Raw genomic sequence first — 13,154 nt, 5'->3', positions numbered from 1 at the left:
ACTTGAACCGGCCTGGAAGGCGAGGGCGGGGCGGCCGCGATCTTCGCCGCTGTGCGGATAACGGCCCCGCCACAGGCGAGGTGGCGAGGGGGCGGCGCTAGGACCGAGGCTCGAAGATTCCGCTGGAGCCCCCGTGACGCTCATTCGCCAAGCCCCGATTATGAAGGCTTACGCCGATACGTCCGCCGGCCAGGTGCACCTGCGCCGGGTGGACGGTCCTGGCGACCCGATCGTGCTGCTGCATCGCACGCCGGTCAGTTCCGCCTGCTTCGACGGCGTGCTGGCGCGCCTGGCCGGCCGCCGCGCGGCGATCGCGCTGGACACGCCCGGCTTTGGCCAGTCGTTCAAGCCGCAAGGCCTGCCCTCGACGGTGGACTACGGCGCCTGGCTGCTGGCGGCGCTGGACGTCCTGGGCGTCGAGCGCTTCCACCTGGCCGGCCACCACACCGGCACCCATATCGGCGCCGAGATCGCCGTGGCCGCGCCGGGCCGCGTGCGTTCGCTGCTGCTGAACGGCGTCTTGTTCGCCACCGCCGACGAACGCGAGATGTTCCGCGCCCAGGTCGGCCAGTCCGCGCCGATAGACGCGCACGGCGCCTATCTGATCCAGTCCTGGGGCGTGATGAAGGGGTTGCTGCCCCGCTTCGACGCCCAGCTGGTTCAGACCGAGTTCCTGGGCGCGATCGGCGCGCCGGACGGCCGCAACCAGGCCTTCGGGGCGATCTTCGACCAGGACTTCGCCAGCGTCTTTGCGGGCGTGACCTGCCCGGTGACCGTGTTGCAGGCGGCGGACGATCCGCTGGCCGGCTTCGTCGGTCGCATCCGCAAGGCCCGCCCGGGCGTCGTGGTCACCACCCAGGGCAAGACCGGCGTCGCCGCGCCCGAGCTGGAACCCGAGATCTTCGCCGAGACCCTGCTGGCCTTTGCGGCCGGCGTCGAAACCACGCCTCCGAACAGCCCCCTGCAGTGGACCCCGCCCATGACCAATCGCCGTTTCTCCCTCGTCCGCGCCGGCCAGGGCTTCGAGCTGGCCGAGTCCGTCGTGCCGGTCCCGCAGCCGGGTCCGGGCGAGGTGCTGGTGCGCGTGCGCGCCGTAGCGCTGAACCGCCGCGACGTGATGATCCGCAAGGGCTGGTACCCGGTGGGCGAGGCCGACGGCTTCACCCCGCTGTCGGACGCCGCGGGCGAGATCGTGGGCTTGGGTGAAGGCGTCGAGGGCCTGGCCGTGGGCGACCGCGTGGCCTCGACCTTCTTCCAGAACTGGCCCGGCGGCCGCATCACCTTCCCGGCGGTGATCTCGTCGCTGGGCGCGGGCGGTCCGGGCGTGCTGGCCGAGCACGTGGTGCTGTCGGCGGGCGGCGTCGTGAAGCTGCCGGACGGCCTCGACTACGTGCAGGGCGCGACCCTGACCTGCTCGGGCGTCACGGCGTGGTCGTCGCTCGTCACCCATGGCGGCCTTCAGGCCGGCGACTGGGTGGTGACCCTGGGCACCGGCGGCGTGTCGCTATGGGGGCTTCAGATCGCCAAGGCCTTCGGCGCCAAGGTGGCCGTGGTCGGCGGCGACGACGCCAAGCTGGCCCGCGCCAAGGACCTGGGCGCGGACCTGACCATCAACTACCACACCACGCCCGACTGGGAGGCCGCGGTGAAGGAGGCCACGGCCGGCGGCGTGCAGCACGCCCTCGAGCTCGGCGGCGCCGGCACCCTGGCCAAGTCGCAGGCGAGCCTGGGCGTCGGCGGCCACGTGGCCGTGATCGGCGCCCTGGATGGCTTTGGCGGCACGCTGGACGCCTCGGCCATGGTGATGATGGCCCAGCGGGCCACGGCGATCTCGGTCGGCTCGCGCGCCGACCATCAGGCGCTGTCGGACTTCGTGGCGGCCAAGGGCATCGTCCCGCAGGTCGACGCCGTGTTCGCCCTCGACGCCATCGAAGGCGCCTACACCCGCGCCGACCAGGGCGCATTCGGCAAGGTGGTGGTGACGCTGTAACTGTTGAGCCCCTCTCTCTATGAGAGAGGGAGGGGCCCACGCCGCAAGGCGTGGGAGGGTGAGAGGTTACACTCTCATAGGAAAAGGCGCGGTCGGTTCGGCCGCGCCTTTCTTGTTTTGGGTCCAGTTGTTCCGGCCGTCGCTGTCGCGGAAAGGTGAGGGATTGGCCGGCTGGCGGCGTACCCTATCACCCTCCCGCCGCTTCGCGGCGGGCCCCTCCCTCTCTCCATGAGAGAGGGTTTTAGAGTTCCACCACCTCGACCAGGGCTCCGCCCGGGGCGCGCAGAACGCCGGCGCGCTTGCCGGCGTAGACGGCGCCGTCGCGGACCTTGGGGGGCACGATCCAGTCGCCCTGGACGCTGTCGAAGTCGGGGTGCTTGAGCGTGCAGATGGCGACGCCCGGCGGCAGGGCGCCGGGGTGGCCGGGACGGACCGCGGCCTGCTCCGGATACTGGTCGAACTCGAGGAAGACGTCCTTCTGATACGTCGCCGTCGCCAGGGCGTGGCGGCTGTCTTTCGGCAGCTCGAAGGCGTCGTTGATCATGTTGTAGACGATGGTCATCGGCGCGCCGACGTCCAGGCCGAGGGTCTCGCCGAACCAGGCCCCGCTGGCCGCCATGTCGTCGCTGGCCAGGACCAGGATGAACAGCTTGTCGATCAGGCTGCCGGGATAGGGCAGGCCGTTGCCGGGCGAGACGATCTCGGTGAGGTAGACGATCTCGCCGTCGGGACCCTTCACCTGCATCGGGTGGATGGTGGGCAGGCCGTCGATGCGCTTGGGCGGGCCGATGATCTCGAACGGCGCGTCCTGCATGCGCTCGTTCACGGCCATGACGTCCTGGCAGCAGATCTCGATCGCCGCCCAGCCGTAGGTGCGCAAGGGGCGGTATTCGGGGACCGGGTCGCCCTCGACGAAGCGCAGGAAGACATCGGCGCCGCTGGCGGGTTGCAGGACGGCATAAGGCCGGCCGGCGCTGGCCGGGGCGCCCCAGCTGGCGGCGAGGTCGGGGGGGACCTCGCCCTGCTCGACCACAGTGTAGTCCAGCCACTGGGCGTAGCGCTGCGCGGTCGCAGCGACGTTCGGCGTCACCAGGGTGGCGGCCCTAAGAAGGTTCATCGATAGGTCCTTGAAATCGTGCGGGCTTTAGTCGCGCAGCTCGACGGCCACGTCTTCCGAAGCGACGTCGCCCGTGGCGGTGGCGGCCTCGGCCTCCTGCTGGACGATGCGCAGCACGCGGGAGAGATATTCCTGAAGCCACAGGCCGCGCTCGGCGGCGGCCTCGGGGCTGGGTTCGAAGCGCTCGATCTCGGCGCGTTCGAGACCGCCGCGGGCCTCGATGACGCGCTCCAGCGTGTCGAGCCGGGCGCGGGTGACGGCCAGTTCCTGGACCACGGCCATGGTGATGGCCAGCACGCGCTCGACCTCGCGGTCGGCGAAGAAATAGGGGCGCTTGCCGGCGGGCTTGGCGCCGGCGTCGGCCAGGGCGTCTGCGATGCTCATCGGGCTTCCTTGGGAGTTTTCCGCGCTCCGATCACGCGCCAGGCGGCTTTTCGCCCGTAGTCTTCGCTGTCGTCGTCGGCGGCGTCGGGAAAGACCTCGCGGTCGACCACGGCGGTGACGCCGTCATGGATCAGCTCATCGGCCGTGAAGCCGGCCTCGACCATGCGGGCATCGAGGTCGATCTCGTGCAGCGTGCTCCAGAAGGGCTCGTTGTTGTAGAAGGCGTCCCAGTCGCGCATGGCCTGCTCGAACAGCGGCATGGTCGGCGCGTACTGCGGCTGCTCGACGTGCAGCACCACGCCGCCGGGGGCCAGCACGCGGCGGCTCTCGGCGAAGATGGCCTTCATCGAGGCCAAGGACAGCTCGTGCAGAAACATGGTGGTCTGCACCCAGTCGAAGCTGCCGGCCGCAAAGCGCGACAGGTCGGCGCCGTCGGCCTGGACGAAGCGGATGTTCTCCACGCCCAGCGAGGCGGCGCGAGCGGCGGCGTAGCGCAGCATCGGCCCGCCGACGTCGATGGCCACGACCTCGGCGTCGGGGAAGGCCTGGGCGATCGGCAGGGCGCTGTGGCCGACGGTGGCGCCGATGTCGAGGATGCGTCGCGGCTTGAAGTCGGGCAGCTTGCGCTGCACCCAGCGCACCACGGCCTGGCCGCCGCCGTCGGAGAAGCGTCCCAAGAGGCCGCCGGTGGTGGCGAAGCCGCCATGGTCGTAGTTGGCGCCGCCGGAGACGTCGCCCTCGAAGCGCTCGACGTGATAGCTGCCGGGCATGCAGTGGTGGTCTACGGCGCTGACGTAGCGGGGGATCAGCAGGGACGGATCGAGTTCCAGCCGGTCGTGGCCGGCGTTCAGCGCGGCGGCCTTGGCGGCCAGCTCCTCGGCCTGGCGCAGGGTGGTCCAGCGGCCGGCCTGCTGGCGCTGCTCCATGGTCAGGCGGCGCAGGGCCGACCAGGTCTGGAAGGCGGGGTCTTTCAGCAGCGCCTTGCGGACTTCGTGGCGATCCTTGGGCGCGCGATCGTTGGCCTTCTCGAAGGCCGGCAGGGCGCGGGTCTCCCAGGCCTGTTTCACGCCGGGGATGACACGGGTGGAGAGGTGGCGGTTGAGCTGGGCCAGGACGTTCAGCCGCTCGACCTCGTCGTGCGACATGTCGGGGAACACCCCGTGGCGGCCGACCTTGCGATAGTCGGGCGGGCCCTCATAGGCCTGGATCGGCCCCTCGTTGACGCGACCGGTCATGGGCGCACTCCTACTCCAATTGGCGCGAGCTTGCGCCCGTCCGGCGGGTGGCGGACGGGCGACGACGCGAAAATCCGCCTGTCAGGAATCCCCTGTCAGAAATCCAAGAAGTCAGGCGCCGGGCACGGCTGCGCGCTCGCCGACCTGCTCGTTCCTGGCGGCTTCGATGCGCTGCTCCTCGACGGCGTGCTCGGAGGCGAAGCGGTAGCGGCCCAGCGGCAGCAGGACGAGGCCGCCGACCACCAGCAGGCCGGTGGCGACCAGCAGCGACAGCTGGTAGCCGCCGGTGGCGTCGAAATCGGCCCCGAAGGCCACGGGACCCAGCCCCGAGCCGGCGGCGTAGGACAGGTAGAGGCAGCCGTAGAGCGTCGAATAGGATCGAGCCCCGAAATAGCGGGCGATCAGGAAGGCCAGCAGGTCGAACTCCATGCCCGCCGCCATGCCGACGAGGGCGATGGCCAAGAGGGCGCTGGTGAAAGCGGGGTCCTGGCCGTGCAGGATCAGGCAGCCGACGGCGGGCAGGCACAGCAGCACCAGCGCCACGGCCGGGGCCCAGAAGCGGTCGACGAGCCAGCCGCCGGCCACGCGGCCGACGATCACCGAAAGCCCCACGACGGGGGCCAGGCTGACGATTTCGGCCTTCGTGAAGCCCTTCAGCTTCAGCAGGTTCTCGAGATTGGGCAGGGGGCCGGCGATGGCGAAGGAGAACAGCAGGAAGCCGCCGGCGATCAGCCAGAACTTCGCATCGCGCAGCGCCTGGGGCAGGGCGAGGCCCGGAAGGGGCGCGTCCTGCGTGTGGACACGGCGGGCGCCGGGGTCCTTGAAGGCCAGCAGCGCCACCGGCAGGGCGATGGCCAGGGGCAGGGCGCCGGTGACGAGGTAGGCCGCGCGCCAGCCGTGGGCCTCGATCATCCACATCAGGAACGGCTTGATCAGAAAGCCGAAGACGCCCGTGCCCATCAGGGCGACGCCCAGGGCCAGGCCTTTGTTCAGTTCGAAGCCGTTGTTGATCGCCCGGGTCCAGGTGGTGGGCAGGGTGCCCGCGCCGACCGCGCCCATGATCGCCCAGTTCAGGTAGAACAGCGGCAGCGAGCCGTTGGTCAGGGCAAAGCCCATGAAGGCGAAGGCGAACAGCACGAGCGAGGTTATGGCCACCGGCCGCACGCCGACCCTGTCGCCCAGCCAGCCGATGATCGGACCGACGATCATGACGGCCACGGTGGCGACCGGCAGGCCCAGCATGATCGAGGCGAAGCTCCAGCCGAATTCCTTGGCCAGTTGCGGGGCCAGCATGCCGATGCTGTAGAAGGGCAGGGGCGACAGCCCCAGGCCCACGCCCAGCACGACGCTGAGCAGCAGCGGCCAGCCGCGCCGGAATTCGCCTTGCTGGATTTCGGATAGTTTCGCCATCGCCGTTTGCCCCGCCGCGATCACATCGGTAGGCGAGGCAGCCTGGGGCGCTGAACGGCGCCCGCAACAGGAATATCCGGAGCAGTCGCCTTGCGATCAGACGTCAGGCCCGGCGCCGCCCTTTGTGGGGTCAAGGTGCTCGATCTTTCCCGCGTGCTGGCCGGTCCCTGGGCGACCCAGGCCCTGGCCGACATGGGCGCCGAGGTGGTCAAGGTCGAGCGGCCGGGCGTCGGCGACGACACCCGCGCCTGGGGCCCTCCGTTCTTCGAGACGACCGACGGCGGGCGGGGCGATGCGGCCTATTTCACCTGCGCCAACCGCAACAAGCGCTCGGTGACCATCGACATGGCCGATCCGCGCGGCGCCGAACTGATCCGCCAGATGGCGGCGGAGGCCGACGTGGTGGTCGAGAACTTCAAGGTCGGGGGCCTCTCCAAGTACGGCCTCGACTATGAGAGCCTGGCGGCGATCAATCCGCGGCTGGTCTATTGCTCGATCACCGGCTTTGGCCAGACCGGACCCTACGCGGCGCGGGCCGGCTACGACTACATGATCCAGGCCATGGGCGGGCTGATGTCGATCACCGGGCAGCCGGACGGAGCCGACGGCGCCGAGCCGATGAAGGTGGGCGTGGCGGTGGTCGACCTGTTCACCGGCCTCTATGCGGCCAACGCCATCCTCTGCGGCCTGCTGCATGCGCGGGCGACCGGGGAGGGGCAGCACATGGACATCGCCCTGTTCGACGTGCAGGCCGCCGTGCTGGCCAACCAGGCCAGCAACTACTTCGCCACCGGCAAGGCGCCCGAGCGCCTGGGCAACGCCCACCCCAATCTCGCGCCCTACCAGGTGTTCGCCACCGCCGATGGGGCGATGGTGCTGGCGGTGGGCAACGACGGCCAGTTCCGCGCCTTCGCCAAGGCGGCCGACGCGCCGGACCTGGCCGAGGATCCCCGCTTTACGACCAACGCCCAGCGGGTGGCGGCGCGGGCGCAGCTGGCTCAGGCCATGGCTCCGATCCTGGTCAACCGTACGACGCGGGATTGGATCGCGCTGCTGGAGGCCGCGGGCGTGCCGTGCGGGCCGATCAATGCGATCGACCAGGTGTTCCAGGAACCGCAGGCGGTGCATCGCGGCCTGGTGGTCGAGCAGGCGCGGGAAGACCTGGCGTCATCCATCCGCACCGTGGCCTCGCCGATCCGGGCCTCGCGCACGCCGGTCGTGGTGGAGCGCCCGCCGCCGGCCCTGGGGGCGGACACGGCGGCGGTGCTGGCCGGGTTGGGGAAGAGCGAGGCGGAGATCGCCGAGCTGGCGAGCGCAGGGGTGATCTAGGGGCCGCCGACGCCATGCGTGTCCTCGCCCTTCGACAAACTCAGGATGAGGACAATGTGCGCTGCGGCTCAGTTGAAACCTCACCCTGAGCTTGTCGAAGGGCGAGGTTTCAGCCCCCTAACGCGCCGCTCGCGCCGCGCCCTCGGGCATGGCCCCGGCGAAGTCGATGACGCACATGGCGCCGTAGGAGCGATGCCCGCCGCAGGCGGCGCCGGCGCTGCTGTAGCTGGCTGACAGGATGTTGCGGCGGTGGCCGCGGCCCGGCACGCGGCTGTCGACCACCAGCTGGCGGACCACGTCGCGCGGGTCTTCGTAGCCATAGGAGATGTTCTCGGCCGACATGCCGGCATAGACGCCGTACTTGCGCAGCCGCTGGCCCAGGCTGCCGGTCGCGCCGTGGCCGACCGTGCCGCGCGCGCCCTGGGCGCTGGCGTGGTCGCGGGCGGCGTCGTCGATGCGGCCGTCGGCGGTCAGCGGGGGCAGGGGCCGTTGGCGCTGTAGTTCGGCGACGGCTTCATGCAGGGCGTCGGGATCCTCGCCATGGTGGGGCTCGGAGCGGCGCAGCTCGTCGGCATAGGCTCTGGGATTGGCGCGGACGTAGTTGATCTCGTCGAGCACCGCCTGGGCCTGGCTCTGGGCGGCGGCGATCTGGGGAAAGGCGAGCAGCAGCAGTCCGGCAAGCGCCAGGCCTGGGCGACGGTAAGAACGCATACGAACCTACGATACGGAAAAAGCCCCTCGATGCGTGCTGTAGCACGCTTGTTCGGATTCGCCTGTGTCCGCAGCGTCGCACCCGGGACTTGCTATCCGCGAGGCGAGAAAACCGGCGAGGATCCGCCAAGGCGCCTTTCCAGGCGGCATCAAGACGGCCTGACAACCGCCGGATTCCACGATGCTTCTCGCCCTGATCACGCTGCTGCACGTGCTGGTCTTCGTCTACTGGCTGGGCGGGGACCTGGGGGCCTTCTACACCTCGCGCTACGCCGCCGATCCGGCCCGTACGGTCAAGGAGCGCGGCCTGGCGCTGAAGGTGCTGGCCGACATCGACATGGCCCCGCGCACCTGCCTGATCCTGGCCCTGCCGACGGGCCTGACCCTGGCCAAGCTGAAGGGCTGGTGGGATGTGCCGCCCGAGGCCGTGGCGGCCGTGTGGGCGCTGTGCCTGTTCTGGCTGACCATGGCCTGGGCCATCCATATCCATCACAGCCCGCCCAAGGCCGGAGTTCGCCGCATCGACATCGCCATCCGCTGGGGCGTTCTGGTCGCCCTGGCCGGCTTCGGCGGCGCCAGCCTCGCAGGCCTGGCGACGGCGCCGCTGTTCCTGGCGCTCAAGATGCTGATCCTGGCGATCGCCATCGGCTGCGGCCTCTTCATCCGCAAGCTGCTGGCCCCGCTGGGCCCGCCGGTCGTGGCCATGATGACCACCGGCCCGACGCCCGAGGGCGATGCGACCATCGCCGCGGTGCTGGAGAAGACCCGGCCCGTGGTCGTCAGCCTCTGGATCCTGCTGATCCTCGCCGCGCTGCTCGGCCTCTGGACCCCCGCCTGAAGGAGCCCCGCCATGACCCTGCGTTTCGAACCCACCATGGTGCGTGAAGACAAGACCGCCCGGCAACTCTACGAGGCGGTGAAGGCCAATCCGGCCCGCGCCCGTTTCGGCTTCGGGTCCAAGGCGGCGGTGGTCAATATCGACTTCCAGCAGGCCTATACCCGGCCCGACCTGTTCCCCAAGAGCGCCTACGTCACCGATCCCGACCAGATCGCCCATGTGAACCGCATCTCGGCCCTGGCCCGGGCGCGGGGCATGCCGGTGATCTGGACGCGGGTGATGTACAAGCCCGACGGCGGCGACGCCGGCGTCTGGGGCACGCGCACCGACACCCCCGACAGCCTGCAGAACATCAAGCAGAACAGCGAGCGCCACGCCTTCGACCCGCGCGTCGAGATCGACGAAGCCGTCGATCTGGTCTTCGATAAGCGCATGCCCAGCGCCTTCTTCGAGAGCCCGCTGCAGAGCTATCTGGTCTGGCACAAGGTCGACACGGTGATCCTGACCGGCGGTTCGACCAGCGGCTGCGTGCGCGCCAGCGCCGTCGAAAGCCTCTCGCGCGGCTACCGCACGATCGTTCCCGAGCAATGCGTGGCCGACAAGCACGAGAGCTACCACTACGCCAACCTGACCGATTTGCAGCTGAAGTACGCGGATGTGGTGGACGTGGAGGAAGCGGCGGGGTGGTTGCGGGGGTGATCGCTTCGGGAAGGCGATTGCGAAAGTGAAGTCTGCCGCGCGGTTCGGCCTGAGCGCGAAATGCGTATTTCACAATCATTGCGATCTTTGGTGTCTTCCCTTAGGTTGCTTTTGATAGTGATTCTTAAAAAGGTGTTCGATGTCGCGTCTAGTATTCCATTGTCGAACCATATTGTTCGCAATGACCTTGAGTGTGCTGGCCGGTAACGCCTGGGCCGCAGCCGGCGTATCCCTGACAAACACCTTCGCCTGCCCGCTATTCATCTCGGCGACGTCGGTGAGCAACACCAACTCCATCCCGTTCCAGTTCCAGTTCCAGTGGACGATCGTGACCGCGGGCACGGCTACGCCCGCTTCGGATGAGGCGACCTGTTGCGCCTTTACCAAGCAAAGGACCATCGCGGCGCCCATTGACGCGCCCTCGTCGATCTTCACCTGGCACTTCCTCAATCCGGCCCAGGGCGACAAGCCGGGAAAGGGTCCCGCTTCCCTCTTCGACGAGATCGAGGCTGTCTGCCCCGACTTCGTCTCGTCTGGTGAGATCAGCACGTCCAACTGCGACACCAAGCTGACCAGCGGCAACTGCTTCATCGCTACGGCGCTTCGAAACGCCCCGACGGACGAGCAGGCCGTGTCAAGGGAGCGCCTTAACGACCGACAGAACGTCGCTCTCGCGCTGAAGCCGGAAACGCCTCTACGGGTGGACAGCGACCTGATCCCCGATCGCGCGGCGATCCTGCGGTCGCTGCAAGGCTGGGAGAAGAGCAGTCTTGCCGGACCTTATAGTCCGCTGACCACGATTTCTGATGCGCTCGCCGCGCACGGCTGCACCCGCGTGGAGTACGCTACGCTGCTTTTGGAGGACGGTAGCCGCACGGCCTCGATGCTTTACGACTGCAAGGCCGGCTACGTAGTCGCGCGCGAGGCGCTGTACAGCGGTGGAAAGGCGGTCAAGGCCGCCGACGGGGCTACGCCGTTCAAGCTCGACAGCGGCTTCGAAGTGGTTCCGCAGTATATCGAGAACGGCGCCGGTCAGCGCAAATCGACGCTGTCGTGGGTCGGCTCGCCCATCGTCCTGAGCGTCAGCCTCTATCACGCTGGTCAGAACGAAGCGGACTGGCTGAGCGCGCTCGTGTCGAGCGTGAAGGTTTCGGATGCCAAGTCGTAGACGAGGCGGGGAAGCCAGGTCGATCCGGGGTCGCTAGACCGATCGGCGCGGCAATGACCACGCCGGGCGCATAGCCTCCACTGCGTCCAAAGAAAAGGCCGCCGGCTCAGGGAGCCGGCGGCCTTAAGTATGTGGAGTTCCAGAGAGGAAATCCGCCTAGAGAAACTTAGTCGACGACCTGGTAGCGGCCCGAGGCGTCGGGGCAGACGCGGACGAAGCGCTTCTGGGTGCGGCCGTCGGGCAGGTAGATCGGGCTTTCGGCCAGGGTGCAGCCGTTGGCGTCGGCGCGGCCCTCGGTCACGCGGTAGGAGCGTTCCGACTCGTAGGTGTAGCCGTTACCGCCGCGACGATCGTAGTAGGCGTCGTCATAGCCGCCGTTGTCGTAGCCGCGATCGTAGTCGTTGTAGGCGCGGGGCGGGGGAGGCGGCGGGGGAACCGCGCCAGGGGCGCAGGCGGCCGAGCTGCGGCCGATATTGCCGCCGACGACCGCGCCGAGCAGGCCGCCCAGCACCGCGCCTTCGGTCTTGGCACCGCGACCTGCGACGCTGCCGCCGATGGCCGCGCCGATGCCAGCGCCGGCCAGGCCGCCGCCCGTGGTGCGGTTGGTCGTGCTGCGGCGGCAGGGGTCGTAGTAGTAGCCGTTACGGTCGTAGGCCCCGCCCTGATAGGCGCCCGAGCCGTAGGCCTGGGCGGAGGCGACGGTCGGAGCCGCGGCGCCGACGAGGGCCGCGCCGGCGACGAGGGCGCTGATGGCGGTCCGGATCATCATCGAAAAACTCTCCCTGAAAGCGGGCGTGACGATCGGGGGACCGTCCGTTGTCCGCACCATGCCAAGCCGTTTCTGAACGGCCGTTGACCGGACCGTTCATCTTCGTTCACGCACCAGTTCGTTCACGCATATGGGCGCCGAATGAGGTACGGACGCGCTCGAACAGGCTTCTTCGGCGTCGAACTTGGCGCGGACGAGGCGAAAATGGGGCCACGCCTGCGGCGAGGCTTGAACGGATCGGAACCGGTCAAGGTTCCCGAAGGCGACTTTGGAATGCGTGAACTGAAAATCGACGCCGTCGGCGGCCAGGGCGACGGCGTCGCCGCGGGCCCGGCCTTCGTGCCCCTGACCCTGCCGGGCGAGCGGATCACCGCCCGCATGGAGGGCCAGCGCGGCGAACTGGCCGAGATCCTCGAGGCCAGCCCCGAGCGCGTCGATCCGGCCTGCAAGCATTTCGGCCATTGCGGCGGCTGCGCCTTGCAGCACTGGGACATCGCGCCCTATCTCGACTGGAAGCGCGAGCAGGTGCGGTTCGAGCTCAAGCGCGAGCGGATCGAGACCGAGATCCTGCCGACCATCGCCTCGCCGCCGGCCTCGCGCCGCCGGGTGGCGCTGCACGCGCGCGGCGGCAAGGGCGGGGTGCGCCTGGGCTTCAAGGAGCGCCGCTCGTGGAACCTGGTGAAGATCGAGGAATGCCCGGTCACGCACCCGAAGATCGTCGCCGCCCTGCCGGGCCTGGCGCGCCTGGCCCAGCCGTTCCTGGAGCACCCGAAGTCGGCCCCGACCCTGCACGTCACCCTGACCGGCACGGGCCTGGACATCGACGTCACGGGCGTCGAGCGCAAGAGCGGCGGGCTGTCGGCCGACGCCCGCGTGCAGGCGGCGATGGTGGCCGGCGAGTTCGACTTCGCCCGCGTCACCCTGGCCGGCGAGGTGCTGTACATGGCCCGCCAGCCGCTGGTGAAGCTGGGTCCGGCCATCGTGCCGCTGCCGGCCGGTTCGTTCCTGCAGGCCGTGCCGGCCGCCGAGAAGGCCATGGCCGACTTCGCCGTGCAGCACGTGGCCGGCGCGGCGAGGGTCGCCGACCTGTTCAGCGGCGTGGGCACCTTCACCTTCCGCCTGGCCCAGGAGTCGGGGGTCTATGCCGCCGACTTCGCCGAGCCGGCGATCGCGGCGCTGAAGGCGGCCGTGGGGTCGGCCCCGGGCCTGAAGGCGATCGTCGCCGAGGCGCGCGACCTGACCCGCCGGCCGGTGCTCTCGAGCGAGCTCAACAAGATGGACGCGGTGGTCTTCGACCCGCCGCGCGCCGGGGCGCTGGAGCAGACGCGAGAGATCGCCATCTCCAAGGTCTCGCGCGTGGTCGGGGTGTCGTGCAATCCGGCGACCTTCGCTCGCGACGCCGGCATCCTGATCGACGCCGGCTTCAAGCTGGAGAAGGTGCTGCCGGTGGACCAGTTCCTCTGGTCGCCGCATATTGAGCTGGTTGGGGTCTTTTCGCGATGAG

Annotated in this window: 12 protein-coding genes; 6 read left to right on the top strand and 6 right to left on the bottom strand. The window is 69.4% G+C overall.

Going from position 1 to position 13,154, the window contains the following annotated elements; translation table 11 throughout:
- Positions 1 to 160 precede the first annotated feature (160 nt).
- A complete protein-coding gene (locus tag SGCZBJ_RS15880; protein ID WP_101718964.1) occupies positions 161 to 1,990 on the top strand; it encodes an alpha/beta fold hydrolase in 1,830 nt (609 codons plus the stop codon).
- A 241-nt stretch (positions 1,991 to 2,231) separates the two neighbouring features.
- On the opposite strand, the gene SGCZBJ_RS15875 is transcribed toward SGCZBJ_RS15880, so the two are convergent.
- The 4 genes from SGCZBJ_RS15875 to SGCZBJ_RS15860 all read right to left on the bottom strand — a co-directional run bounded on the left by SGCZBJ_RS15875 (position 2,232) and on the right by SGCZBJ_RS15860 (position 6,136).
- Positions 2,232 to 3,107, bottom strand: coding sequence for a VOC family protein (locus SGCZBJ_RS15875; protein WP_101718963.1), 876 nt, complete (start codon positions 3,105 to 3,107; stop codon positions 2,232 to 2,234).
- A 27-nt stretch (positions 3,108 to 3,134) separates the two neighbouring features.
- Positions 3,135 to 3,491, bottom strand: a complete 357-nt coding sequence (locus tag SGCZBJ_RS15870) for a hypothetical protein (protein WP_101718962.1) — start codon at positions 3,489 to 3,491, stop codon at positions 3,135 to 3,137.
- A complete protein-coding gene (locus SGCZBJ_RS15865; RefSeq protein ID WP_101718961.1) occupies positions 3,488 to 4,726 on the bottom strand; it encodes a class I SAM-dependent methyltransferase in 1,239 nt (412 codons plus the stop codon). The genes SGCZBJ_RS15870 and SGCZBJ_RS15865 overlap by 4 nt, the downstream gene beginning before the upstream one ends.
- 111 nt (positions 4,727 to 4,837) lie before the next feature.
- A complete protein-coding gene (locus SGCZBJ_RS15860) occupies positions 4,838 to 6,136 on the bottom strand; it encodes an MFS transporter (RefSeq protein WP_101718960.1) in 1,299 nt (432 codons plus the stop codon).
- Positions 6,137 to 6,226: 90 nt separating this feature from the next.
- Here SGCZBJ_RS15860 and SGCZBJ_RS15855 point away from each other — a divergent pair, with 90 nt between their 5' ends.
- On the top strand, positions 6,227 to 7,465 hold the full coding sequence (locus SGCZBJ_RS15855; protein ID WP_101718959.1) for a CaiB/BaiF CoA transferase family protein: 1,239 nt from the start codon (positions 6,227 to 6,229) through the stop codon (positions 7,463 to 7,465).
- A 117-nt stretch (positions 7,466 to 7,582) separates the two neighbouring features.
- Here SGCZBJ_RS15855 and SGCZBJ_RS15850 read toward each other — a convergent pair whose 3' ends face one another.
- Positions 7,583 to 8,176 (bottom strand): CAP domain-containing protein, encoded by a 594-nt coding sequence (locus tag SGCZBJ_RS15850; protein WP_101718958.1) that lies wholly within the window; start codon positions 8,174 to 8,176, stop codon positions 7,583 to 7,585.
- 181 nt (positions 8,177 to 8,357) lie between these two features.
- Between SGCZBJ_RS15850 and SGCZBJ_RS15845 the strand changes: the two genes are divergently transcribed.
- The 3 genes from SGCZBJ_RS15845 to SGCZBJ_RS15835 all read left to right on the top strand — a co-directional run bounded on the left by SGCZBJ_RS15845 (position 8,358) and on the right by SGCZBJ_RS15835 (position 10,881).
- A complete protein-coding gene (locus SGCZBJ_RS15845; protein WP_101718957.1) occupies positions 8,358 to 9,014 on the top strand; it encodes a hypothetical protein in 657 nt (218 codons plus the stop codon).
- 12 nt (positions 9,015 to 9,026) lie between these two features.
- Positions 9,027 to 9,713 carry an isochorismatase family protein gene (locus tag SGCZBJ_RS15840; protein ID WP_205685397.1) on the top strand — a complete coding sequence of 229 codons (687 nt, stop codon included), beginning with the start codon at positions 9,027 to 9,029 and terminating at the stop codon, positions 9,711 to 9,713.
- A gap of 139 nt (positions 9,714 to 9,852) precedes the next feature.
- Entirely contained in the window at positions 9,853 to 10,881 is a 1,029-nt protein-coding gene (locus SGCZBJ_RS15835) for a hypothetical protein (protein ID WP_133149272.1), read from the top strand.
- A 166-nt stretch (positions 10,882 to 11,047) separates the two neighbouring features.
- On the opposite strand, the gene SGCZBJ_RS15830 is transcribed toward SGCZBJ_RS15835, so the two are convergent.
- The gene (locus tag SGCZBJ_RS15830; protein WP_101718955.1) at positions 11,048 to 11,650 is read right to left on the bottom strand and encodes a hypothetical protein; all 603 of its coding nucleotides are present in this window, start codon (positions 11,648 to 11,650) and stop codon (positions 11,048 to 11,050) included.
- 273 nt (positions 11,651 to 11,923) lie between these two features.
- On the opposite strand from SGCZBJ_RS15830, the gene SGCZBJ_RS15825 reads away from it, so the two are divergent.
- Positions 11,924 to 13,153, top strand: coding sequence for a class I SAM-dependent RNA methyltransferase (locus SGCZBJ_RS15825; protein ID WP_101718954.1), 1,230 nt, complete (start codon positions 11,924 to 11,926; stop codon positions 13,151 to 13,153).
- Position 13,154 lies beyond the last annotated feature (1 nt).

The organism is Caulobacter zeae (assembly GCF_002858925.1).
Taxonomy (GTDB): domain Bacteria; phylum Pseudomonadota; class Alphaproteobacteria; order Caulobacterales; family Caulobacteraceae; genus Caulobacter; species Caulobacter zeae.
This window is presented reverse-complemented; position numbering and strand designations above follow the sequence as displayed.